Here is a 24,156-nt window from a genome sequence, read left to right on the forward strand (position 1 = left end):
ACGGACGGGAGGAGCGGGGCCGGGCTTGTGCAGCCCGACCCCGCTCGGCTCAATCGGTCGTCAGGCGACGATCAGTTCTCGTAACCGGCCTGGATGTCGGACAGGACGGTCTCGGTGTCCTTGCCGTCGATCCAGTCGACCATGCCCTTCCAGAACGAGCCCGAGCCCACCGTCGACGGCATCAGGTCGGATGCGTCGAAGCGGAAGACCGTGGTCTCGTCCTGCAGGGTCGTCATCGCTTCCTGGAGGAACTCGCTCGAGGCGAGGGAGGGGTCGGCGTTCTTGTTCGCCGAGATCACGCCGCCGAGCTTGACGCGGGCGTCGGCGAACTCGGGCGATGCCATGAACTCGAGCACCTTCTGCGTCGACTCGTCGTCGGAGAAGGCCGCGACGAACTCGCCGCCGCCCTCGACCTGGAGCTCGCCCTCGGTGTAACCCGGGGTCAGGAACGCGTAGACGTCACCGTCGGGGGCGACCTCGGGGGTTGCGCCGTCGGCGGTCTGCACGTCGAGGAAGTTCGCCGACAGGAACGAGGCCTGGTGCGTGAGGGCGCAGTCGCCGCTCGCGACAGCCGCGGCGACGTCGCCGAACGCGGTCGAGTTGATGCTCTTGACGTCGCCGTAGCCCGCGTTGACGTACTCGGGGTTGAGCAGGATCTCTCCCACCGCGTCGAACGCCGACTTGATCTGCGGGTCGGTGAACTTCACGTCACCGGCGACCCACTGGTCGTAGACGTCGGGGCCGGACTGGCGGAGGACCAGGTCCTCGATCCAGTCGGTGCCCGGCCAGCCGGAGGCGGCGTCGGAGGCGAAGCCGGCGCACCATGCGGGACCACCGGTCGTCTGGACGATCTTGTCGGTCAGGGCGATCATCTCGTCCCACGTCTTGGGCACCTCGACACCCCACTCCGCGAACTGCTTGGGCGAGTACCAGACGTAGCCCTTCAGGTTCGCGAGCATCGGCGCGGCGTAGAACGTGTCGTCGAAGGTGCCGTACTGCTTCCAGTCAGGCGACCAGTTCTCGTCGACCGCACTCTCGACGGCCTCGGTTGCGGGCAGCACCTTGCCGGTCTCGACGAGCGTCTTCAGCAGGCCGGGCTGCGGGACGATCGCGATGTCGGGGGCGTCGCCACCGGTCACCTTGGTGACGATGTTGCCCTCGAACGACTTGTCGCCGGTGTACTCCACCTTGATGCCGGTGTCCTCGGTGAACTGCGCGAACGATTCGTTGAGCGCGTCAGCCTCACCACCGGTGATGCCGCCCGAGATCCGGACGGTCGTCTTCGCGTCGCCGCTGCTCTCGCCGCCGCCGTCGGTGCCGCCTTCAGCGCACCCAGCCAGCACCAGTGCTGCCGCACCCATCAGGGCGACGGGGGCAAGAAGACGGTATCGCTGTGACAATGCCATGTACTTCTCCTCTATCGGGATCATCGTCCGCCCAGAGGAGCCTTGTCCGCATCCATTGGGGAACCGATTCCAGGACAACCTACTGTTCCGCAGAGTCCGACACAACCAGCGGAATATCACGGAATGGCAACCATCGTCTGTGATAGTGGTCTTTGCCATGGGAGCGCTCACACAGCTTGGGCATGGAACCGGTTCCCGCTCGCGCCCGAAACCGCTACGCTCTGGTGGGAGTCCCCCGGCAGGTCTCCCCGAACGGACGAGGAGGTCCCATGAGCACCATCGCCGACGTCGCGACCCGAGCAGGGGTGTCCAAGGCGACGGCGAGCCGGGCCCTCTCCGGTCGCGGTTACGTGTCGGACGAGACCCGACGGCGGGTGACCGCCGCAGCGCAGGAGCTGTCGTACGTCGCCCATTCCTCGGCCATGAGCCTCGCTACGGGCCGCACCCAGACGGTGGGTGTCGTGATGCCCCACGTGAGCCGATGGTTCTTCGGCGAGGTCCTGGAAGGAATTCAGGCAGCGCTGCTCGAACACGGCCTCGACCTCACCCTCTACGACGCACGGCCGGGAACCGAGACCCGGCGGCGGGTGTTCGAGGACTTCCTGGCCCGTCGGCGCTTCGACGGAGTCATCGCCGTGGGCCTGGAACCTGCCGAGAGCGAGCTCGACGCACTGCTGGCGCTCGGCAAACCGGTGGTGAGCATCATCGGCACTGAAGGCGATACGAGCCTCGTCACCCTTGACGACGCCCACGCCACCGCCCTCGCGACCGCGCACCTCGTCGAGCTCGGGCATCGCCGCATCGCGTTCCTGGGCGGCACCGACGCCACGCATTGGCCGCATGTCGAGTCCGAGCGTTACGCCGGCTACGAGTCCGAGATGCACCGAGCCGGACTCTCGGCGGAGATCTGCCGCGCGCCCGCGGAGCTCTCGATGCCGGCGGGATACGCCGCCGCCGTCGACCTGCTGAGCGACGCGGCATCCCGGCCGACGGGCATCGTCGCCGCCTGCGACGACGTCGCGATCGGAGCGATCATCGCGGCCCGCCGGCTCGGCATCCTGGTGCCCTCCGCGCTGAGCGTCGTCGGCATCGACGACCACGTCAACGCCGAGATGTTCGCGCTGACGACGCTGCGACAGATCCCCCACGAACAGGGCCGGGCGGCCGTCGAGCTGCTTCTGCGCCACATCGAAGACCCCGAGGCCGACACCGTGACCATGCGGATCAAACCCCGCATGGTGGTGCGGGGGACGACGGCCGGCGCACCCGGCCACAGCTCGGTCGCCGTCCGCGACTCGACCCTCTCCCGCCGCGACTGAACCCGAACGCACGACGACGGCCCCGGATGCAGCATCCGGGGCCGTCGTGCTGCTCTCGAGTGAGAGCGGGGAATTACTTGAGGGTGACCGTCGCGCCGGCCTCTTCGAGAGCGGCCTTCGCCTTCTCGGCGGTCTCCTTGTTCGCGCCCTCGAGGACGGCCTTGGGAGCACCGTCGACGACAGCCTTGGCCTCGCCCAGGCCCAGCGAGGTGAGCTCGCGGACCGTCTTGATGACCTGGATCTTCTTGTCGCCGGCAGCCTCGAGGATGACGTCGAACGAGTCCTTCTCCTCCTCGGCCTCAGCGGCACCAGCGCCACCAGCGGCGCCGGCGACGGCGACGGGGGCAGCAGCGGTGACGTCGAACTTCTCCTCGAACGCCTTCACGAACTCGCTGAGCTCGACGAGGGTCAGGCCGGCGAACTGCTCGAGCAGCTCCTCGGTGGAAAGCTTCGCCATGATGTATCTCCTAGATAGATGGGGTTGGTGTAAGAGCTCGCCTGTCGCTCACGCGGCGTCGGCGGTCTCCAGCTTTTCGCGAAGCGCGTCGATGGTGGCAGCAGCCTTGCCCATCGTCGCCTTCATCATGCCCGCGGCCTTGGCCAGCAGAACCTCGCGGCTCTCGAGCGAGGCGTACTTGTTGACCTCGTCGGCGGAGAGGGCGTTGCCCTCGAAGATGCCGCCCTTGATGACGAGGAGCGGGTTGGCCTTGGCGAAGTCACGCAGAGCCTTGGCGGTGGCGACGAAGTCGCCGTGCACGAACGCCACGGCCGAGGGACCCTTGAGGTCCTCGTCGAGCGACGTGATCCCCGCGTTGTTCGCGGCGATCTTGGTCAGCGTGTTCTTCACCACGGCGTAGTTCGCGTCCTGACGGATGCTGTTGCGCAGCTGCTTGAGCTGGGCCACCGTCAGACCGCGGTACTCGGTCAGCAGAACGGCAGTCGAGTCCTCGAATGACTTCGTGAGCTCGGCGACCGATGCGTCCTTCTGCACCATGGTCACTCCTTGATGTGTGCCTGACGCCCCGCGGTGGCGGAGCGCCGGCCTCGACCAGCCCCGGACATGACAAAAGCTCCGGCGCAGAGGCACGGAGCTCGGTTCCCGAAGGAGAAGTTCAGTGTCACCTGCGCGGGCCCCTGCAGTGCAGAGCTTCGATCACGTGTGCGCTTGCGCGCTCAGCGATGACCAGCGGTCTTTGGCTTACCCCCACCATACCCCCCATCCCCCCATCCCCCAAATCCCCCACCCCCAGCGCCGAGTGCACGGCATCCCGCCCACTGCACGGCACCGCTACGCAGGGTGCCCGTGCACTCGACGCGAGCTCGTTCGCTCGGCGCCGGCGGCGAGTTCTGCACATGTGGGGGTGGGGTGGGGGTGTCCACACATGGGTGGGGGGAATGGGGGTGATGGGGGGTGGGGGGGGTGAGCATGGGCGGGATGCGCAGACGACGAGGACCGGATGAGGTGCGGGCATTGCTCCACCGCCGTCGCGACCTGCTCGAGGCAGGCGAGAGCGAACGCTCGATCGCCCGTTCCGTCCGCGACGGCATCCGGGTTCACGTGCGACGCGGCTGGTACGTCGACCGCCCCGCGTTCGACGAGCTCTACGCCGAAGACGCGCATCTGCTCCACGTGATCTCGGTGGCCCATGACGTGCGCGGCGAAGCCGTCGTGTCACACGAGTCCGCCGGGGTCCTGCACGGCCTCGACCTCTATCGCGTCCGACCGGCCCGCGTCCACCTCACGACGGCCCCGGGCGCCCGGGTCTCCAGCGGCCCCGATGCATTCCGCCACTGCACGCCTCTCGATGCGCATGACATCGTCGAGGTGAACGGCATCCGCTGCACCTCCCTCGCCCGCACGATCTTCGACGTCGCGCGCACGATGACTCCCGAAGCGGCGCTCGTGATGGCCGACCGAGCGGATCGCATCTGGTTCGATCGCACGGGAGGTGACCCCGACGACTGGCGGAACGCGATGGCCGCTCGGATCGCCCGAGCGGGGGGGGCACGAGGCATCCGGCGAGCCCGGTGGGTGACCGGCTTCGCCGATGGCCGGGCGGAGTCGACACTCGAGAGCGTCAGCCGGTTCCGGTTGCACCAGCGCGGCTTCCGCTCGATCCGTATCCAGGTGCCCATCGCCGGTCCGCGCGGCTCGGGCTGGTACCGCGTCGACTTCGGCCTCGACGACGCCGAAGCGTGGGGCGAGTGCGACGGAGCCGGCAAGTATCTCGACACGGATCTTCGCGCTGGCCGCCCCGCTGAACAGATCGCCCTCGACGAGAAGCGCCGCGAAGACTGGATCCGGGGCACGACCGGACGCCGCCTGGTTCGCTGGGAAGCCCGCCACGTCACGTCCCCCGCCGCTCTCGCCGCCCGCCTCCGGGCTTTCGGCATCCACGCCCGAGCGTGAGGAGTGCCGCCGAGTGCACGGCTTGCCGCCGAGCGAACGAGGCAGCCTTGCACCGAGACCGTGCACCGGGCGAGATGCCGTGCACTCGAGCTCCGCGCGCGGCGCGCCGCGGCGCGGGGCACGCCGGGAGCAAGGCCGGGAGTGAGGGCGACCCGGGTTAAGGTCGAGGGCGTGTCACCCGAACTCGCCGCTCGCATCGTCGCGGACTCGCGCGACCGTGTGGCGTGGATCCGGGCTCGCTCGCGAGGCATCACGGCCACGGATGTCGCGGCGTTGACGAGCCCGAAGGCGATCGCGCGCGCCGCCGATGCCAAGCTCATGGGCTCGGGGTTCTCGGGCAACGCGTACACCGACCATGGCCGTCGCCGCGAGCCGGAGATCGCCGCCTGGGTCGCCGCGACGCACGGCATCCAGCCCTCGTCCGCACTCTTCCACGCCGTGGTCGAGAAGCGTCACCTCGCCACTCCGGACGGCGTGATGGTCGACGCCGACGGTCGCGTGACCCTCGCCGAGATCAAGACCACGAATAAGAGCTGGCGCTCGATCCCCCGCACCTACCTGCGTCAGGTGTGGTGGCAGCAGCACGTCCTCGGCGCCGAGCGCACCCTCGTGGTGTGGGAGCAGCACGACGACTTCGTTCCTATCGACGACGAGCCACGATGCGCGTGGGTCGACCGCGACGAGCGCGAGATCCGATCGCTCGTGAACCTGGCGACCGACCTCATCGATGAGCTCTACCGCCGCACGATGCAGCGGCGCGCAGCGGAAGCGCCCCGGATCGTCGCGACGCGTCCGCGTGAACCCTTCCGGGCCCTCGCCCTCAGCGACTGACCGCTCACTCGCCATGAGCGGGGCGATCACCCCAGTGGTGTGACGACCTTGGCCTCGGCATCCCACAGGCGGAGACCCGTCAGTTCACCGTCGACAGCGGCCGCGCCGACGACGGCGAGCGCCCGTCCGACCTGCTCCCCCGTCATCCGGCGCGCCAGGGTGATGTGCGGTGTCCATCGGTCGGTCGCCGTGACGGCGTAGCGCGCCGGCGGCGGTCCGATGAGATCGACGATGCGGGTGTGGAACCTCAGCAGCGCGGCGGTCATGATGAGGGGCCGGGCCAGGACGAACCTCTCCCCCGCCGCGAAGACCACCGCGCCACCGAGCCGGCACTCCAGCGGCAGCGCGCTGCCGAGGCGTGCGAGCTCGCTCGCGGCATCCGTCGACAGGCCGTCCCGCACCGCGAGGGTCACATGGGGGCGGTTCGATTCCGAGGGATGCCGCCCGGCGCTGGGCAGCGCGGCGTCGATGAGCCGCTGCCAATCGGCCCGCACGCTCCCGTCGATCCCCGCATCGGGAAGCGCCTCCACACTGAACATCCCCCCATCCTCGTCGCGGCGGAGCACCTCCGGGAATAGTTGACGTAACTCAACGATTGAACATATAGTTGACCGATCTCAACGGTTGACTTTCGTCAACCAGTTATGCCGCTTCGCGGCTACCGAAGTACCCGTCCCGCCGACGATCCGCGCCAGCGCAGCCGCGTCCGTCCGACTTTCCAGGAGGACCCATGTCCGCTTCCGCAGCCACCCACCAACCCGAGGGGAAGAGCATGTCGCGCCGCGCCGTGCTCGAAGCCCTCTCCGGGCTCTTGCTCGGCATGTTCGTCTCGATGCTGGCCTCGACCGTCGTCTCCACGTCACTGCCGGTCATCATCCACGACCTCGAGGGCACGCAGACCGCGTTCACCTGGGTCGTCACCGCGACCCTTCTGACGACCGCGATCTCGACCCCGATCTGGGGCAAGCTCGCCGACCTCACCAACCGCAAGGTGCTGTACCAGCTCGCGATCGTCATCTTCGTCCTGGCCACCGCAGCGGCCGGCTTCTCGCAGACCCCCGAGATGCTGATCGCCTTCCGGGCGGTGCAGGGCATCGGCGCCGGTGGCCTCGCCGCCCTCAGCCAGGTGCTGATGGCCGACATCATCAGCCCCCGCGAACGTGGTCGCTACATGGGCCTCTTCGGCGCCGTGATGGCCGTCGCCACCATCGGCGGCCCGCTGCTCGGCGGCGTCATCACCGACGCCTGGGGCTGGCGCTGGAACTTCTTCGTCGCTCTGCCCGTGGCCGTCGCCGCCCTGCTGATCGTGCAGCGCACGCTCCACATCCCGGTGCACGCGCGTAAGGAGACGCGCATCGACTACCTCGGCATCGTGCTGCTGTCGGCATCGGTCTCGCTCCTGCTGATCTGGGTGACCCTCGCGGGCGACTCGTTCGAGTGGATGAGCATCGAGACCCTCCTGATGGTCGGCGGCGCCGTGATCGGCGCGGTGCTCTTCGTCATCACCGAGCTCAAGGTGCGCGAGCCCCTCGTCCCGCTCACGCTCTTCCGCAACCTGACCTTCACCCTCTCGGTGATCGCGTCGATCGCGACGGGCATCGCGATGTTCGGCGCCTCGGTGTTCCTCAGCCAGTACATGCAGCTCGCTCGCGGTGCGACCCCCACCGAGGCCGGCCTCATGACGATCCCGATGATCGGCGGACTCCTCGTCGCGTCGATCGGCGTCGGCGCCCTGATCACGCGCACCGGACGCTGGAAGCCGTTCCTCATCGTCGGCGCCGTGCTGCTGATCGGCGGGGCCAGCCTGCTCTCCACGATCCACTACGACACCGACTTCACGCTCGTCTCGATCTACATGGCGATGCTCGGAGCCGGCATCGGCATGACGATGCAGAACCTCGTCCTCGTCGTGCAGAACACCTCGCGTCCGACCGAGATCGGCGTCGCGAGCTCGGGGGTGACGTTCTTCCGCAGCCTCGGCGGCACGATCGGCGTCTCCGTCATGGGAGCGGCGCTGGCCTCGCAGGTCACCTCGCTCGTCGGCGATCGGAGGGACGACATCCAGGCCGCGCTGATGTCGCTCGGCGACCAGGCTCCGACCTGGGCCGCGCAGCTCCAGTCGGGGACGCTCCCCCAGGTCTCGGCGATGCCCGAGGCGCTGCGGATCGTCTTCGAAGACATCTACGCCACCGGCATCTCGCACTCGTTCCTCATCGCCGTGCCCTTCGCGGTTCTGAGCCTCATCGCGATCGTGTTCCTGCCGAACAAGCCGCTGACCACGATGACCACCACCGAGCGCCTGCAGGCGGGCGAGGCCGACTTCGCCACGGTGTCGGTCCCTGAGGGCATGAGCGCGCTCACCGCGACCGGCGCCGTCCGCACGGATGCCGCAGACTCCGACGCCCCGGCCGACGCGGGGACGCGCCGCTCGGCTCGATAGGGTGATCGGGATGACCGCACGAGAGTCCGACGAGTCCCGGGGGTGCACCGCCCCCGGGACTCCCGGTCCGTGGGCGGCGGTTTTCGACGACGAGCGCACCGCCGCCGTCCGAGCACTCGAGCTCGAGTTCGGCGAACTCTTCACGCACGTCCGGCGTCTGTTCGCCGAGAACGCCGATCGGTTGAGCCCCGGCATGCTGCCCGGCGCCTACAAAGTGTTCACGACGATCACCCGCCGGGGTGAGATCACCCTCTCCGCGCTCGCCGACACGTTGCACGCCGACAAGGGTCAGATCAGCCGTACGGTCCGCGAACTCGAAGAGCTCCAGCTCGTTCAGCGCACGCCCGACCCCGCCGACGGGCGGTCGAGCCTGCTCTCTGCGACCCCCGACGGCATCCGCCGACTCGACGCCGTCCGGGCACCGCGCGAGAATTCGCTGCTGACCGCGCTCGAGTCGTGGCACGTCGATGACATCCGCGAGCTCACCCGCCTGCTCCACGCCCTCTCGGCATCCGAAGCTCCCGGCTGATCCGCGCCGATGTGTGCGCGCGCCCGTTCGCGCGCACACGCGAGCTTCTCCCCTCGGTGACCGCTCCGTAACACGGTCGAGACAATGTCACGATTGACTGAAGTCGACCGAGCATCATCGCCGCCGACGTCGGCGGCGTGAGGAAGGAGCGACGGATGAGATTCCGGCCGCTGCGCACAGCAACCGCCTCCCAGCCGACCACGCCGGCCGAGACGCCGCCCGAGACGATGCGCGCGGTCGTGTTCGACGAACCGGGTGCGCCGGAGGTCCTCCGCATCGGGGAGGTTCCGGTTCCCTCGCCCGCCCTCAGCGAAGTGCTCGTGCGGGTCGTCGCCGCCGGGGTGAATCCGATCGACACCAAGACGCGGGCGGGGCGCGGCGTGGCGGGGCTCATCGACCGCTGGCCGAGCACCCTCGGCTTCGACTTCAGCGGAGTCGTCGTCACGAGTCCGTATGAGACCCACGAGCTGCAGCCGGGCACCGAGGTCTTCGGCATGCTGCCGTTCCCCCGATCCGGCGGCAGCTACGCCGAGTACGTCGTCGTCCCCTCGCTCTCGGTTGCCCGCAAGCCCGCGAGCCTCTCGCACGTCGAGGCAGCGGGGGTGCCCCTCGCCGCGCTCACCGCCTGGGGCCTGGTGGTCGAGACGGCGCATGCGCACGAGGGGCAGCGGATGCTGATCCACGCCGGGTCGGGTGGGGTCGGCCACTTCGCGGTGCAGCTGGCCGCCTACTTCGGCGCGCAGGTGACCGCCACCGGCTCCGAGCGAAACCTGCCCTGGCTGCGCGAGCTCGGCGCCTCGGTCGCGATCGACTACGCCACGACGCGTTTCGAAGACGTCGTCGGCGAGATGGACGTCGTCATCGACCTCGTGGGCAACGTGCACGACGACACCGGCTCCCGCTCGCTCGGGGTTCTGCGCCCAGGGGGCCTGTACGTGATGGTCCCCACCGGCGGATGGCCGGGGTACGCCGAGGCCGCCGCGGCGGCGGGCGTCCGGGCGACGGGATACAAGGTGATCCCCGACGGCAGCGTCCTGGCGACCCTCGGCCGGCTGCTCGACTCGGGCGCCGTCCAGGTCTTCGTCGACAGCGTGCACGATCTGGCCGAGGTCGCCGCAGCCCACGTCGAAGTCGAGCGCGGCCACTCCCGCGGCAAGGTCGTTCTCACCGTCGCGGAGAGCTGAGTCCGCCCCCTCGCCATCCGCCCCCTCGCCATCCGCCGAGAACGTACCGTTGCGCCGACCACGCACCGACATTGCGACACTCTCGCGACGAGGGTGCACTCTCGGCGAACCGACCCTCGGCGAACCGACCGTCGGCGAGGCGGGCTCAGGCGGCGGGCTCGAGCACGCGACGGGCTTCGGCGACGACCTCGTCGGCCACCGCGTCGAGCAGCGGTGAGGCGAGGTTCCACTGCTGCCAGTACAGCGGCACGACGATGTCGTCACCGCCGAGCCTGAGCAGCTCGCCCCTTTCCACGTGCGTGTGCGACTGCAGCGTCGGCAGCAGCGCCCATCCCAGTCCGAGCAGCACGGCGGTCGCGAAGTCCTGCGACGCCGGGACGCGATGCCGAGGCGGTGCGTCGGCATCGACACCGGCGCTTCGGAGCCACCGGGACTGCAGCTCGTCGCGTCGGTCGAAGTCCACGACCGGCGCCGACGCGAGCCCGTCGCGGTCAGGTCCTCCTTCCGCCTCCGCCGTGAACCATCGCTTCGCGAAAGCGGGGGTCGCGACCGCCTCGTAGCGCAGCGCGCCGAGGGCCGACACGCGGCATCCCGCTACGGGCACGCGACGTGACGTGACGGCCCCCATCACCGTTCCGCTCTCGAGCAGACCGGCCGTGAAGTCCTGGTCGTCGCGATGCAGGTCGAACACGACATCGCGTGCGGACGCGACCCGCGCGAGCGGCGGCAGGAACCAGGTCGCCAGTGAGTCGGCGTTCACCGCGAGCGGGACGGTCATGACGCCCTCGTCGGTGCCGTCGAAGGCGTCGCGTTCGAGCAGAGCGAGCTGGCGCGCGTAGCGCACGAAGCGGTGGGCCGCCTCGGTCGCGCGTGCCGGCTTCGACCGCACGAGCAGCACCTGTCCGGCGATTCGCTCGAGAGCTCGGACCCGCTGACTCACCGCCGACGGGGTGATGTGAAGGCGGCGCGCCGCGGCATCCAGGCTTCCTTCATCGAGGATCACAGCGAGCGTCTCGACCAGGTCGACGGGCACACGCATCTTCAGAGATGCTTCACTGACTGAAGTTCCATGAACTGGACTGTACTGGGTCAGAACCATAGCTTCGACTCGTGCTCTCCGCCTCCCTTTCCGGCTTCGGCCTCGGCCTGTCACTCATCGTCGCCATCGGCGCGCAGAACCTGTTCGTGCTTCGGCAGGGCATCCGTCGCGAGCATGCCCTGCTGGTGGCGACGATCTGCGCCCTCTCCGATGCCGTGCTCATCGTCGCCGGGGTGACCGGCCTCGGCCTGGTCGTACAGAGCGTGCCGTGGCTGGTTCCCGTCGTGCGCTGGGCCGGGGCGGCCTTCCTCCTCGCGTACGGCCTCATGGCCGCGCGCCGGGCCTGGCGCCCGAGCGGGCAGGCTCTCGACGCTCGGGCCGCCGGCGATCGCGGGGCAGCCGCTCCCCCGGCTCGGCGCGCGACGGTCGTGCTCACGTGTCTCGCGCTGACGTGGCTCAACCCGCACGTCTACCTCGACACCGTGTTCCTCCTCGGCAGCATCGCCGCGACGCACGGCGACGACCGCTCCTGGTTCGCCGTCGGGGCGGTCGCCGCGAGCGCGGCCTGGTTCTTCGCCCTGGCTTTCGGGGCCCGTCTCCTCGGGCGGGTGCTCGCCACCCCACGCGCATGGCGGGTGCTCGACGGGTTCGTCGCCCTCGTCATGATCCTCCTCGCCGTCAGCCTCGTCTGGCCGTGAGGCAGGATGAGGGGATGCGAAGCGTCCACGTGATCGTCGAAGGCCGCGTCCAAGGCGTCGGGTACCGCTACAGCCTGCGGCTGGAAGCCGACCGACGCGGCGTCGCGGGCTGGGTGCGCAATCGCGTCGACGGGTCCGTCGAGGCCGTTCTCGAGGGCACGGATGACGCGGTCGACGCGGTCCTCGCCTGGATGGCGGAAGGACCACCCGGAGCCCGGGTCGACGCCGCGAAGGTCACCGAGGCCCAGCGCGTCGGCTCGACGGGGTTCGAGGTGCGCGACACCCACTGAACGATGCGGACGAATCCGAACCGCCGCATCCGAGCCTCACGCCTCCGGCAGCCCCGCGGCGAGCTCGCGCAGCACGTCTGCCGCGTCGTCCCGCCGAGCGAGACCGGCGGCCTGCCCCGCCCACAGCGACGACAGTTCGGGATCACCGCCGGCGGCAGCACGGAACACTCCCGTGAGCCAGTTCTGCGCCGGGAAGGGCGCGATCACACCGGTGGACTCGATGTGACGGACCGCGCGATTCGGAATGCCGCGGGCGAGGCGCCCGCTCATCGCACGTGTGAGCACGGTCGAGGTGTCGTGCGCACCCGCGATGGCGGCGCGGTGCCCTGTGGAAGCGGCGGACTGCCGCGTTCGCAGGAACGCCGTCCCCACCTGCACCCCCGAGGCGCCCAGGGCGAATGCGGCTGCCACACCGCGCCGGTCGCTGACACCGCCCGCGGCGATCACGGGCACGGACACGGCATCGACGACCTGCGGCACGAGAGCGAAGGTGCCGACGAGAGAGTGTTCCGGTGCCGCGAGGAACGAGACCCGGTGTCCCGCGGCCTCCGCGCCGCTCGCGACGACGACGTCGACTCCCCCGGCCTCGAGGGCCCGTGCCTCGGCGACCGTCGTGGCGGTTCCCATCACCCGGATGCCGAGCCGGTGCGCCTCGGTGACGACCGACGGCCCGGGCACGCCGAAGACCACGCTGAGCACGGCCGGCCGCGCCTCCCATACCGCCGCGAGTTGTTCCTCGAGCGGAGGGAGAAAAAGCTCGGGCAGAGAAGGCGCGGCCGCGCCCGCGGCAGCGTAAAGGGGACGGAGGGCGTCGCGCGACTGCGCGGCATCCACGTCGTCCGGCGTCACCTCGTCTCCGAGCGGCAACCAGAGGTTCAGGGCGAAGGGGCCGGACGTGCGCTCGCGGATCGAGGCGGCCGTCTCACGGATGCGGGTGGCGTCGTAGCCGTACAGCCCGTACGACCCGAGCCCGCCTCCCTCGCTCACCGCAGCGGTCAGCGTCGCCGATGACAGGCCCCCGAACGGCCCCAGCACGATGGGCAGGTCGATTCCGAGGAGATCGGTGAGGGGATGCCGCATGAGCCGACGCTAGCGCGAACCGCGCGCGTCCGGAACGACGAACGGGGCCTCACCCGAAGGCGAGACCCCGTCCATGCGAATCGCGATCAGACGAGCGCGTTGACGTCCAGCGGGATGCCGGGGCCGAACGTGGTCGACACGGCGCCCTTCTGGATGTAACGGCCCTTGGCGCTCGAGGGCTTCAGGCGGACGATCTCCTCGACCGCCGCGTTGAAGTTCTCTTCGAGCTGCTCGGCCGTGAACGACGCCTTGCCGACGACGAAGTGCACGTTGGCGTGCTTGTCGACGCGGAACTCGATCTTTCCGCCCTTGATCTCCTCGACGGCCTTGGCCGGGTTGGGGGTCACGGTGCCGGTCTTCGGGTTGGGCATGAGGCCACGGGGACCGAGGACCTTACCCAGGCGGCCGACCTGGCCCATGAGCTCGGGCGTCGAGACGGCCGAGTCGAATGCGGTCCAGCCGCCGGCGACCTTCTCGATGAGCTCGGCGCCGCCGACCTCGTCTGCGCCTGCGGCGATGGCGGCCTCAGCGGCCGGGCCCGTCGCGAACACGATGACGCGGGCGGTCTTACCCGTGCCGTGGGGCAGGATGACCGTGCCGCGGACCATCTGGTCCGCCTTGCGCGGGTCGACAGCGAGCTTCAGCGCGACCTCGACGGTCGAGTCGAACTTCTTCGAACCGGTGTCCTTCGCCAGAGCGACGGCCTCGGTGGAGCTGTAGAACTTGTCGCGGTCGATCTTCGCCGCGGCTGATTCGTAAACCTTGGACTTAGCCATTGTGTTCTCCCCCTCAGCTCTCGACCGTGATGCCCATGGAGCGGGCGGTGCCGGCGATGATCAGCGAGGCGGCCTCGATGTCATTGGCGTTCAGGTCGGGCATCTTGGCCTCGGCGATCTCGCGGACCTGGTCCTTCGTGAGCTTCGCGACCTTGGTCGTGTGAGGCGTGGCGGAGCCCTTGGCGACGCCGGCAGCCTTCTTGATGAGCTCCGCGGCGGGCGGGGTCTTCAGGATGAACGTGAAGCTGCGGTCCTCGTAGACGGTGATCTCAACGGGGATGACGTTGCCGCGCTGCGACTCGGTCGCGGCGTTGTACGCCTTGCAGAACTCCATGATGTTGACGCCATGCTGACCGAGCGCGGGGCCGATCGGCGGCGCCGGGTTGGCGGCTCCGGCGTTGATCTGAAGCTTGATCAGGCCGGTCACCTTCTTCTTCGGTGCCATTCGTTTTCCTTTCATCGAGCGGATGCCGGCGGCATCCCTCTCCCGCACGCCCGGCATTTCCGAGCGGCGGTCGTGTCATGCAGGCGCGTGAGCGCCCGCAAACTCCCCAAGCTTACCGCATCCCGACCGTGAAGGTGTCAGCGGACAGCGCCCCCGACGCGGCGAAGCGCCCCGGCCGCCGTAGCGGAGGGGCGCTTCGTCGACGCGGGTTCGCGTTACTGCTTGGTGACCTGGTCGAACGAGAGCTCGACGGGCGTCTCGCGCTCGAAGAGCGACACGAGCACCGTGAGCTTGCCGCTCTCGGGCTTGATCTCGCTGATCGAGCCGGGAAGGCCGGCGAACGAGCCCTCCTTGATCGTGATGGTCTCGCCGATCTCGAAGTCGACCTCGGTGACGATGCTGCGCGTGGGAGCCGCGGCACCCTTGACGGCACCGGCCTTGGCGGGAGCGGCTTCCTTGACCTCGACGAGCGACTTCAGCATGTTGAAGGCCTCGTCGAATCGCAGCGGCGTGGGGTTGTGAGCGTTGCCCACGAAGCCCGTGACGCCGGGGGTGTGACGAACGACCGACCAGGTGTCTTCGGTGAGCTCCATGCGGACAAGCACGTAGCCGGGAATCCGGACGCGCGTGACCATCTTGCGCTGGCCGTTCTTGATCTCGACGACGTCCTCCATCGGGACCTCGACCTGGTAGATGTCCTCTTCGACCTCGAGCGTCGACTTGCGCTGCTCGATGTTGGCCTTCACCTTGCGCTCGAACCCGGCGTAGGAGTGGATGACGTACCACTTGCCCGGCAGCATGCGCAGCTCGGTGCGGAACGCCTCGTACGGGTCTTCGTCGTCGTTGCCGACGGAGATCTCGATGCCGGCGGCAGCCTCGAACTCCGAGAGGTAGTCGACGGTCTCCTCGGAGACGTCGACGTCGGGCTCGGGGCCGTCGTAGGGCTCGACCTCGTCGGCGGCTTCGGCGGCCTGCTCGGCGATCTCCTCTTCGAGGGAGTCGGTCAGCACCTCCGCAGCGGCCTCGGCCTCGGCGGCCTCGTCGATCTCGAGCGCGTCGTTCACGACGGCGTCGGCCTCGGGGTCATCGATCTCGACGCCGTCGAGGTCGGTGTCGTCCTGCTCGGCCTCGTCGTCCACCACGTGGACAGCGGCGTGCTCGGCGGCGTCGGAGGCGCGCTCCTGGTCGGCCAGCACGTTGCCCTCCTGGGCTTCGTCGTCCTCGCTGGACTGCTCGGCGGCCGTGGCCCAATCGACGTCGTCGGGGATGCGTTCTGACACTGCGTTCTCTTCCATCGGTTGTCGGGATGCCTGCGCGGCAGGCATTCGCGGGTCGTGCGGGCGGGGCCCGTCGATCAGCCCGGGACGCCGAAGACGACGGTCGTGATCCAGACGAACAGGACCTCGAGGCCGTAGACGAGCGCCATCATGACGACGACGAATCCGAGGACCACTGCCGTGAACTTCACGAGCTCCTGGCGGGTCGGGGTGACGACCTTGCGGAGTTCGGCGAACACCTGGCGGATGAAGATGATGATCCGCGCGAAGATGTTCGGCTTCTTCTCGCGGGGCGCGCCACCTGCGGCGACGACTTCGCCACCCTCTTGGACCATCGAACCCACCTGATACCTTCCGTGTGCCGGCTGACGCCGACGCGCAGGGCGGACAGGAATCGAACCTGCAACCTGCGGTTTTGGAGACCGCTGCTCTGCCAATTGAGCTACCGCCCTAGAGATCCTGCGGACCCCGGGGTCTACGCCCGCATTCCTCCACTGCCGTCGAGTCCTTGACGCTTGGGCATGGCGAAAGAATGCAGATTTCGACTGCTCCTCTCAGTGTACGTCATGACCGCCAGGGTCGCGAACGTCGGCACAGTTTTCGCGCCGAGTCCTCCCCTCGCGAGGGGAGCCTCGGGTTGCGCACAGGGAAAGTTCTGTTCGATTCGGATGTCGGTGGTGCCTGCGAAGATGGGAACATGAAAACGAACGGCGACCGCAGGCTTGGGGGCGCGAATGCTCCGAGCGCGTCGCCGCACGCCGAGGCTTTCTCGGTGTTCGCCGACGCGCTCGATCTCTTTCATGCTGGCGAGGTCGCGCGGATGCGGGCGTTGGCCGATCTGGGCCGGTCGGCGTTGCGGGAGGCCCGGCACGGTGGGGTGCGGGGCATGGCCTCCGACATGGAGCTGCGATCGGTTGCGGCCGAGGCGGCGGGGATGGCGCGGTTGACGGATCGGCGGTTGCAGGGCGAGATCGACCATGCGATGACCGTCATCGACGACTACCCCGCCGTGTTCGAGGCGTGGGTGGAACGGCGGATCGAACGCGGACACGTCGATGTCGTCGTGAAGATCGGGGCGGGGCTGCCGGACGAGGTGCGCGGTGAGTTCGCGGAAGCGGCGATCGGCGTGTGCGAGCGGGATGTACCGTCCCGGGTGCGGGGTGCGCTCGAGGTTTTGGCGGCGCGGGTGCACCCCCAGTCGTTCACGGAGCGGCATGGTGCTGCGGCGGCGGAGCGGTGCGTGCGGGTGTTCCACGGGGCCGACGGGATGTCGAACCTCGTCGCCAACCTCCCCACCGTCATCGCTGTGGGGATGCTTGACCGGCTCACCCAGATGGGACAGTCGGTGAAGGACGCCCGGGCGGATGCCGCGGAGGCGGGTGGTTGCGGTGATGCGGTGGAGGCGGATGCTGCCTCGGCCGGTGCTTCCTCGGCCGGTGCTGCGGGCGCCGGGGCAAATGCGGCGCCAGACGCCCGGACGATGGATCAGCTGCGTGCTGACATCCTCGGCGACCTCGTCCTCGGCGGAGCACCGGTGGTCGACCCGACCTACGGAACCGACCGGGCCGGCGGGCTCGGGGCGATCCGGGCGCGCGTGCAGGTCACCCTCACCGCGGAGACCCTGGTGGGCCGTGACGAGCACCCCGCCGAGGCCGTCGGCGGTGCGCTGATCGATGCCGAGACCGCGCGGCTGCTCGCGGGACAGGTCACCGAGTGGGACCGGCTCTTCATCGACCCGGTCACCCGCACCCCGGTCGAGATCGACACGTACCGGCCCACCATGGCGATGAAGAAACTCCTCACCGCCCGTGACCAGCACTGCCGGTTCCCCGGATGCCGGCGGGCCGCGATCAGGTGCGAACTCGACCACACCATCGACTACGCCCTCGGCGGCCACACCCACATCTACAACCTCGCCCACCTCTGCCAACGACACCACTCCATGAAGCAATTCACCCGGTGGGAAGTGCGGCAGGTCGGCGGCGGAGTCCTGGAATGGACCTCACCCCTCGGCAGGGTCTACCGCGAAGACGTACCCACACCAGCGGTCTGCTTCACCACCGACACGACCGACACGACCGACCCACCACCGGACGACCGAACCGGCGGAACAACGCCACCCGGGCCACCACCCTTCTGATCGAGGGGGCCGGCCGGGCCCGTACGGGGACGGGCGCGGCGATTCTGGACGCGAGTCATAAATCAGGTCATAAATGACGCCTTACCGGGAACTGTTACGCTCGGCTGTCGCGCCGAGGACGCCATCGGTGGCGCATACCCGAACACGAAATCAGGCGGATGAATACCGGACGATCCCAGCAGTTCCAGGTCGACCTTCGCGGCATCGTCGACCTCCTGAGTCGGCACATCTATTCGGGTCCTCGCGTCTTCCTGCGAGAGCTCATGCAGAACGCCTGCGACGCCATCACCGCGCGCGCCGAACTCCACACCGCGGCATCCCGCGTCGCCACCGCGTGGGAGTCGAGCGGCATCCGCATCACGCCTCTCAGCGAGCGCAGTGACGAGTTCATCGTCCGCGACGACGGCATCGGCCTCACCGAGTCCGAGGTCACCGACCTCCTCGCGACCGTCGGCCGCAGTTCGAAGCGCGACATCTTCGACCTGCCCCGGAGCGACTTCCTCGGTCAGTTCGGAATCGGACTGCTCTCGTGCTTCATGGTCGCCGAGACGATCGTCATCCGCTCCCGCAGCGCGCGCGGCGGCGACGCCGTCGAATGGCAGGGCAACGCCGACGGCACATTCACGGTGCGCACGATCGCCGACGACCTCCCGATCGGCACGAGCGTGCACCTGCGGCCCCGTCCGGGCCAGCGCGATCTGCTCAGCACACCGGCGACGGTCGAGTTGGCCGAGACGTTCGGCGAGTTCCTCCCCCTCCCCGTGCGCGTCGACCTCCCCGGCGGCGGCGAGCAGGTGACGACCCGCACCCCGCCGTTCCGCGCCGCCACGACCGGCATCGACGAAGCGGCACGCTGGGCGTACGGGCGCGATCTGCTCGGCCAAGAGCCCTTCGATGCGATCCCCCTGCACGTCCCCGGTACCGACACCGTCGGGACCGCGTACGTCCTCCCCTACGCTCCCCCGCCCGGCGCCCGCCAGGCCACCCGCGTCTACCTCGGCCGGATGCTGCTGAGCGAGAACGCCGACGACATCCTTCCCGACTGGGCCTTCTTCGTCCGGGCCGTGATCGACTCCACCGCGCTCAGCCCCACCGCGAGCCGCGAGGCGCTGGTCGAGGACGACGCCCTCGAGCACACCCGTCAGGAACTCGGCGCCGCGATCCGGCGCTGGGTGCTCGACCTCGGCCTGACCGAACCGCACCGCCTCGCTCAGTTCGTCAGCGTGCACGAGGTGGCGCTGAAGTCGCTCGTGCGTCACGACGACGAGCTCGCCACGTTCATCGTCCGGTGGCTGAGCGTCGAAACCACGCACGGCCGGATGCGGGTCGGCGACCTCATCGGCCGCTTCCCTCACCTCCGCTACGTCGAGACCGTCGACGAGTACCGCCAGATCGCCGGCATCGCCGATCCCCGCCAGCCGCTGGTCAACGGCGGGTACCTCTTCGACGCCGAGCTGGTGCGCCTGCTCCCGCTCGTGTTCGACGGCGTCACGGTCGAGCACGTCGACCTGGCCGAAGAACTCGACCGACTCGATCCGCCTCCGCTCGACGACCGCGCGCGCGTCCTCGCGCTCGAGGAGCGCGCGAGCTCCGCCCTATCCGCCGTCGGATGCACCGTTGCGGTGCGTTCGCTCGACGCGGCCGAGATCCCGGCGGTCTACCTCGCGGGCGCCGAAGCGCTGCGCGCGATCGACCGCGGACGCGCCCGATCGGTCGGCAGCCCCCTGTGGGGAAGCGTCATGGACCGCATCGACGCGACGGCCGAGAAGCTCCGCCCGGCGTCGCCCGAGAGCACGTCCGGAGGCGTTCGTCTGTGCCTGAACTGGCAGAACTCCGTCGTGCGATCACTCCTCGACATCCCTGACGACCTCGCGTTCGCGCGCACAGTCCACCTCCTCTACGTGCAGGCACTCCTCGCCGCCCAGCGTCCCCTCAGCGGCGAGGACCGCGCGCTCATGATGGGCGCGCTGCACGCGCTCGTCGAACTCTCCGCGCGCCCCGCGACCTGACCGCGCACCTCTCCTGGACCCCCCGAAAGGACAGCATGAGCAGCGACCGTATCCTCGAACTGTTCGAGCAGATCGACCGCACCCCGGTCGGCGTCGAAGAACGAGCCCTCATCAACGAGGCGATCGCCCTCGCCGTAGACGCGGGCGACGAGCCGATGGAGTACCGCGCCCGGATGCGGCTGACCTCGTCCGCCTGCATGAGCGGCGACACCGAGGCCATGCTGACGTCGTTCGCCTGGTGCCTCGGCAAGCACGACGGCGACCCCGAACGCTTCCCGGCCGACCTCGGCGACGAGACAGCCGACCTGATGTGGCAGTTCAAGTGGATGGCCGACAGTCTGGCCGCATCCCCCGCCTTCGACCGCGAGCAGATCTCCGCCGTGCTCGACGACATGGAGAGCCACTACCGCGCGGCCGGACTCGGTCAGAGCGGCGTGCTCATGGCGCGCTTCGAGACCGCGTGGATGGCCGGCCGCCTCGACGAAGCCGAACAGCTGCGCACCCGGCTCGAGACCACGCCCCGAGACAGCCACAGCCATTGCGAGGCCTGCGTTCGCAGCGTCATCGCCGGCTACCTGATCGACACGGATCGTGAAGACGAGGCCATCCGTCTCGTCGAAGAACTCGTCGAGGGTGACTTCTCGTGCGGTGAAGAGCCCGAGCACGCCCTCGCGCGGTCGCTCGTCCCCTACCTGCACGCGGGCGAGTACGACAAGGCGCGTCTCGCACACCTGCGCAGCTACCGACTCGCCAAGGACAACGCCGACAACCTCGCCATCGTCGCCGACAACATCGTCTTCTGCGCGATCACCGGCAACGAGGCACGCGCACTCTCGCTCGTCGAGCGTCACCTCGACTGGCTCGCCCACGACGCCCTGGGCGTCGACGGTCACCTCTCCGCGCTCACCGCTTTCGCGATCGCGCTCGAGGCCGTCAGCGCGGCCGGCCACGCCGATACCATCGTGCGCGGCGCCGACTCCGACCGGCTCCGCGCCTTCTTCGGCGACCACGACGGACCATGGCGCGCTGCCGAACTCGCGGCCGTCATGCGTTCCGAGGCCGAGCGGATCGCCGGCGAATTCGACCGCCGTGACGGCACCGACGGCCACCGGCGCCGTCTCGATCGAGCCTGGGCCGTCGGACAAGAGCGTCATACGCTCCCGCTGAGCACCGAGCCGCTGCTCCCCCGTGTCGCCCCCGTGCCCGCGCGCTCTGCCGAGGAACTCGTCCAGCGCGCAATCGACCTCGGCGACTACGGGGCCTCGGAGGCCCTCGATGCGGCGGATGCCGCGCTCCCGGGCGCGGCCCTCGACCAGCGTGCGAAGCTCCACTCGGCCCGCATCGCGGCTCTCGTCGCCCGTGACGACCTCGACGGGGCCGAGGGTGCCCTGCGGGACCGCCTGGACGCCCTGCGGGCCGCGGGACGCGACGCAGAGGCGCACGTCGAGGAACGCGCCGGCCTCGCGCTCTTCGGGCGCGGCGCCCCCGATGACGTCGAGACGCTTCGCGCGATCCTCGCCGACGGCGACAGCCTGCCGCCCCGCCTCTACGCGGTCGTCGAGGTCGTCCTGGGCATGGCCGTCGCCGAGAGCGACCCGGAGACGGCGCGCGAGCTCCTCGACGACGCCCGCGACCGCGAGGCCGCGCTCGGCGACGATGACCTGCGCCGCATCGTCGCGCTCGCGCGAGCGTCGTTCCAGGGAGCCGTAGGCGCCTTCGACGACTGCGACGCGACGATCGCCGCGGCCCTCGAGAACCCTGCACTCGGCGCCGGCGCTCGTGCCCGGCTGCTCGGGCTGCGCGCCCGTATGCGCGGCGGCCAGGAACGGTTCCTCGACGGCGTAGCCGACGCCGACGAGCTCTGCCGCATCCTGGTCGAGCTCGACGCGCGCAGCGTTCTCGCCGGGGCGTATGTGCTCGCGGCGGCTCTCAACGAAGACGCCGGCGCTCCCGGAGAGGCTGTCGCGCGCTACCGATTCGCCGAGCGCGCCGCGACCGAGAACGGCGACGCCGTGACCGCGGTGCAGTACCGCCTCGCGCGGGCGCTGCTCGCTTCCGGCTCCGCCGACGAGGCCGCTGAGCTGCTCGTGAACGTCTACTCCGACGAGACCGACCGCGAGGAGCCGGCAGCCTCTCGTGCCCAGACGCTCATGCTGCTGGCCCGCGCCTTCGAAGACGCCGGCGAACCCGGCCGCGCCGTCGGTGCGTGGGAGTTCGCCGCCGAACTGTTCGACGAAGGCGAGGCTCCGGCAGGGCGGGCGAACGCGCTGCTGTCGCACGGACGTCTGCTGCACCGGTTCGGCGAATTCGACGACGCCCTCGCCTCCCTCACGACGGCGGTCGAGATCGCGCGCAGCGAACCGGACCAGGCCGGGCTGCTCGCCGAAGCGCGGCACTCTGAGGGCCAGGTGCGGGCCGCTCGCGGCGAGCAGGAGGCGCTTCCGGCCCTCGACGAGGCGCGGGAGGTCGCGAGCGGTATCGGCGCCCCGTGGCTGGTCGCCGACATCACCGACTCGCGGGCGCGGGCGCTCGCGATGCTCGGCCAGGCGGACGAGGCGGTCGCCACCGCGCTGCACGCCGCCGACGCCTTCGCCGAGGTCGGCGATGCGGGCTCGGCCGGGGCGTCCGAGCTGTTCGCCGCTCGGCTCCTCACCCAGAACGAGCGTGCAGGCGACGCCGTCCCGCTCTACCGGTCGGTCATGGAGCGCGCCGCGGAGATCCCGCCACTGCTCCAGGTCGCGGCGGGCGAGCTCGGTGACGTCTACGAAGCCCTCGGCCGTCCGGCCGAGGCAGCCGAGGTGCGCTCGCTCCTCGACGCCTGAGCCCGATCATCCACGACGAAGGGCGCGCCGATTCGCTCGGCGCGCCCTTCGTATTCGTCCGCGGGCTCCCCTCGACGGATCAGGCGCCCGTGCGAATGAGCTTCTTGTTCACGAACTCGTCTGCGGCGAGAAGCCCGAGCTCCCGCGAGGTGCCGCTGCGCTTGACTCCGCCGAACGGCAGTCCGGCTTCGTCCGCGAGCACGAGATTGATGTAGACCATGCCCGCCTCGATCGCATCAGCCACACGCGCGGCCTGCTCCGGCTCCGTCGTGAACACGTACGACCCGAGCCCGAACGGTGTGTCGTTGGCGAGCTCGATCGCCTCGGTCTCGTCGGCCACGCGGTAGACGACGCCGACGGGTCCGAAGAACTCTTCGCGGTAGGCATCCATCTCCGGTGTGACGCTCGTGAGCACCGTGCCCGGGTAGAAGGCGCCGTCGCGGCGCCCACCGGTCACGAGCGTCGCCCCCTGAGCCACGGCACGATCGACCTGCTCGGCGAGCCGCTCGGCCGCAGTGAGCGACGACAGCGGCCCGAGGACCGTGTCGTCGGCGAACGGGTCACCGACCTTCGCGTCGGCGAGTGCAGCGGCGAACTTCTCGACGAACGCGTCGTAGAGCCCATCGACCACGATGAACCGCTTCGCCCCGTTGCACGACTGGCCCACGTTGTCGAGGCGCGCCTCGGCGGCCGCCGCCACCGCGGCATCCAGGTCGTCGGTCGAGAGCAGGATGAACGGGTCCGACCCGCCGAGCTCGAGCGCGACCTTCTTGAGGTTGCGTCCGGCGATCTCCGCGACCGCCGACCCTGCGCGCTCCGACCCGGTCACCGATACCCCCTGCACGCGACGGTCGGCGATCACGTCCGCGGCCTGTTCGTTGCTCAGATACGCGTTCGTGTACACACCGGCGGGAAAACCCGCGTCACGGTAGATCGCGTCGATCGCGGCGGCCGACTCCGGGCACTGCGGAGCGTGCTTGAGCAGGATGGTGTTCCCGACCGCGATGTTCGGCGCCGCGAAACGGGCGACCTGGTAGTACGGGAAGTTCCACGGCATGATGCCGAGCAGCACGCCGAGAGGGCTGCGCCGGATGACCGCGGTGCCCTCCCCCTCGATCGGGATCGGGGTGTCACCGGTGATCTCGTCGATGTGGTCGGCGTAGTACGCGGTGATGTCGGCGGCGAAATCGACCTCGCCCTCCGCAGCGGCGAGCGGCTTGCCCATCTCGCGCACGATGATCGCGGCGAGCTCGTCGCGGCGCTCACGGTGCAGCTCCGCGACTCGGCGCAGCCGGTCGGCCCGCTCGGCCGGCGCGACGACGCGCGACCAGGCGCGGTACGCCTCGTCCGCGCCGGCCAGGGCGCGCTCGACGTCATCGTCGGTCGCGGGATCGTACGTCGCCAGCGTCTCGCCGGTGGCGGGGTTGGTCACGGCATACGTGCTCATCGGTTCTCCTTCGT

General features: G+C 69.7%; 22 protein-coding genes and 1 tRNA gene. 11 read left to right on the forward strand and 12 right to left on the reverse strand.

Translation table 11 applies throughout. From position 1 onward, the window contains the following. Positions 1-71 precede the first annotated feature (71 nt). Positions 72-1,406 carry an ABC transporter substrate-binding protein gene (locus ACU6RU_RS00995; RefSeq protein ID WP_183045298.1) on the reverse strand — a complete coding sequence of 445 codons (1,335 nt, stop codon included), beginning with the start codon at positions 1,404-1,406 and terminating at the stop codon, positions 72-74. A 269-nt stretch (positions 1,407-1,675) separates the two neighbouring features. Between ACU6RU_RS00995 and ACU6RU_RS01000 the strand changes: the two genes are divergently transcribed. Then, positions 1,676-2,725 carry a LacI family DNA-binding transcriptional regulator gene (locus ACU6RU_RS01000; RefSeq protein WP_120263236.1) on the forward strand — a complete coding sequence of 350 codons (1,050 nt, stop codon included), beginning with the start codon at positions 1,676-1,678 and terminating at the stop codon, positions 2,723-2,725. A 73-nt stretch (positions 2,726-2,798) separates the two neighbouring features. On the opposite strand, the gene rplL is transcribed toward ACU6RU_RS01000, so the two are convergent. Beyond that, positions 2,799-3,182, reverse strand: a complete 384-nt coding sequence (rplL, locus tag ACU6RU_RS01005) for a 50S ribosomal protein L7/L12 (RefSeq protein WP_023952029.1) — start codon at positions 3,180-3,182, stop codon at positions 2,799-2,801. A gap of 48 nt (positions 3,183-3,230) precedes the next feature. Further along, the gene (gene rplJ / locus ACU6RU_RS01010) at positions 3,231-3,719 is read right to left on the reverse strand and encodes a 50S ribosomal protein L10 (protein ID WP_120263237.1); all 489 of its coding nucleotides are present in this window, start codon (positions 3,717-3,719) and stop codon (positions 3,231-3,233) included. Between the two features lie 441 nt (positions 3,720-4,160). Here rplJ and ACU6RU_RS01015 point away from each other — a divergent pair, with 441 nt between their 5' ends. Both ACU6RU_RS01015 and ACU6RU_RS01020 read left to right on the forward strand, forming a co-directional pair. Beyond that, entirely contained in the window at positions 4,161-5,135 is a 975-nt protein-coding gene (locus ACU6RU_RS01015; protein ID WP_446725678.1) for a hypothetical protein, read from the forward strand. 171 nt (positions 5,136-5,306) lie between these two features. Further along, a complete protein-coding gene (locus tag ACU6RU_RS01020; protein WP_120263239.1) occupies positions 5,307-5,966 on the forward strand; it encodes a YqaJ viral recombinase family protein in 660 nt (219 codons plus the stop codon). Between the two features lie 26 nt (positions 5,967-5,992). Here ACU6RU_RS01020 and ACU6RU_RS01025 read toward each other — a convergent pair whose 3' ends face one another. Continuing rightward, the gene (locus ACU6RU_RS01025; protein ID WP_289331032.1) at positions 5,993-6,505 is read right to left on the reverse strand and encodes a 2'-5' RNA ligase family protein; all 513 of its coding nucleotides are present in this window, start codon (positions 6,503-6,505) and stop codon (positions 5,993-5,995) included. 191 nt (positions 6,506-6,696) lie between these two features. On the opposite strand from ACU6RU_RS01025, the gene ACU6RU_RS01030 reads away from it, so the two are divergent. From ACU6RU_RS01030 to ACU6RU_RS01040, 3 genes are all read left to right on the forward strand, one after another. Beyond that, the gene (locus ACU6RU_RS01030; protein WP_259455226.1) at positions 6,697-8,406 is read left to right on the forward strand and encodes an MDR family MFS transporter; all 1,710 of its coding nucleotides are present in this window, start codon (positions 6,697-6,699) and stop codon (positions 8,404-8,406) included. Positions 8,407-8,416: 10 nt separating this feature from the next. After that, positions 8,417-8,935 (forward strand): MarR family winged helix-turn-helix transcriptional regulator, encoded by a 519-nt coding sequence (locus ACU6RU_RS01035; protein ID WP_120264377.1) that lies wholly within the window; start codon positions 8,417-8,419, stop codon positions 8,933-8,935. 155 nt (positions 8,936-9,090) lie between these two features. After that, complete coding sequence (locus ACU6RU_RS01040) at positions 9,091-10,119, forward strand: NADP-dependent oxidoreductase (RefSeq protein ID WP_120263242.1); 1,029 nt, start codon at positions 9,091-9,093, stop codon at positions 10,117-10,119. Between the two features lie 145 nt (positions 10,120-10,264). Here the strand turns inward: ACU6RU_RS01040 and ACU6RU_RS01045 are convergent, their stop codons facing one another. Continuing rightward, a complete protein-coding gene (locus ACU6RU_RS01045; protein ID WP_446725679.1) occupies positions 10,265-11,158 on the reverse strand; it encodes a LysR family transcriptional regulator ArgP in 894 nt (297 codons plus the stop codon). A 71-nt stretch (positions 11,159-11,229) separates the two neighbouring features. On the opposite strand from ACU6RU_RS01045, the gene ACU6RU_RS01050 reads away from it, so the two are divergent. Both ACU6RU_RS01050 and ACU6RU_RS01055 read left to right on the forward strand, forming a co-directional pair. Next, entirely contained in the window at positions 11,230-11,856 is a 627-nt protein-coding gene (locus tag ACU6RU_RS01050) for a LysE/ArgO family amino acid transporter (RefSeq protein ID WP_446725680.1), read from the forward strand. Positions 11,857-11,870: 14 nt separating this feature from the next. Continuing rightward, a complete protein-coding gene (locus ACU6RU_RS01055) occupies positions 11,871-12,146 on the forward strand; it encodes an acylphosphatase (RefSeq protein ID WP_120263245.1) in 276 nt (91 codons plus the stop codon). Between the two features lie 36 nt (positions 12,147-12,182). Here ACU6RU_RS01055 and ACU6RU_RS01060 read toward each other — a convergent pair whose 3' ends face one another. The 6 genes from ACU6RU_RS01060 to ACU6RU_RS01085 form a co-directional block, all read right to left on the reverse strand. Continuing rightward, positions 12,183-13,226: an NAD(P)H-dependent flavin oxidoreductase gene (locus tag ACU6RU_RS01060; protein WP_446725681.1), complete on the reverse strand. Its 1,044-nt coding sequence runs from the start codon at positions 13,224-13,226 to the stop codon at positions 12,183-12,185. An 86-nt stretch (positions 13,227-13,312) separates the two neighbouring features. After that, positions 13,313-14,002, reverse strand: coding sequence for a 50S ribosomal protein L1 (rplA, locus tag ACU6RU_RS01065; protein WP_446725682.1), 690 nt, complete (start codon positions 14,000-14,002; stop codon positions 13,313-13,315). A 13-nt stretch (positions 14,003-14,015) separates the two neighbouring features. Next, positions 14,016-14,447 (reverse strand): 50S ribosomal protein L11, encoded by a 432-nt coding sequence (rplK, locus tag ACU6RU_RS01070; RefSeq protein ID WP_023952050.1) that lies wholly within the window; start codon positions 14,445-14,447, stop codon positions 14,016-14,018. A 215-nt stretch (positions 14,448-14,662) separates the two neighbouring features. Then, complete coding sequence (gene nusG / locus ACU6RU_RS01075; RefSeq protein WP_120264378.1) at positions 14,663-15,727, reverse strand: transcription termination/antitermination protein NusG; 1,065 nt, start codon at positions 15,725-15,727, stop codon at positions 14,663-14,665. A gap of 74 nt (positions 15,728-15,801) precedes the next feature. Continuing rightward, on the reverse strand, positions 15,802-16,059 hold the full coding sequence (gene secE / locus ACU6RU_RS01080; RefSeq protein WP_446725683.1) for a preprotein translocase subunit SecE: 258 nt from the start codon (positions 16,057-16,059) through the stop codon (positions 15,802-15,804). Between the two features lie 44 nt (positions 16,060-16,103). After that, a tRNA-Trp gene (locus tag ACU6RU_RS01085) sits at positions 16,104-16,176 on the reverse strand. Between the two features lie 245 nt (positions 16,177-16,421). On the opposite strand from ACU6RU_RS01085, the gene ACU6RU_RS01090 reads away from it, so the two are divergent. From ACU6RU_RS01090 to ACU6RU_RS01100, 3 genes are all read left to right on the forward strand, one after another. Then, positions 16,422-17,864: an HNH endonuclease gene (locus ACU6RU_RS01090; RefSeq protein ID WP_446725684.1), complete on the forward strand. Its 1,443-nt coding sequence runs from the start codon at positions 16,422-16,424 to the stop codon at positions 17,862-17,864. 158 nt (positions 17,865-18,022) lie between these two features. Beyond that, positions 18,023-19,873: an HSP90 family protein gene (locus ACU6RU_RS01095; RefSeq protein WP_289331028.1), complete on the forward strand. Its 1,851-nt coding sequence runs from the start codon at positions 18,023-18,025 to the stop codon at positions 19,871-19,873. Positions 19,874-19,908: 35 nt separating this feature from the next. After that, a complete protein-coding gene (locus ACU6RU_RS01100; RefSeq protein WP_446725685.1) occupies positions 19,909-22,695 on the forward strand; it encodes a hypothetical protein in 2,787 nt (928 codons plus the stop codon). Between the two features lie 79 nt (positions 22,696-22,774). Here the strand turns inward: ACU6RU_RS01100 and ACU6RU_RS01105 are convergent, their stop codons facing one another. Continuing rightward, a complete protein-coding gene (locus tag ACU6RU_RS01105; RefSeq protein ID WP_446725686.1) occupies positions 22,775-24,142 on the reverse strand; it encodes an NAD-dependent succinate-semialdehyde dehydrogenase in 1,368 nt (455 codons plus the stop codon). Positions 24,143-24,156 lie beyond the last annotated feature (14 nt).

The organism is Microbacterium sp. F1-18 (assembly GCF_052921305.1).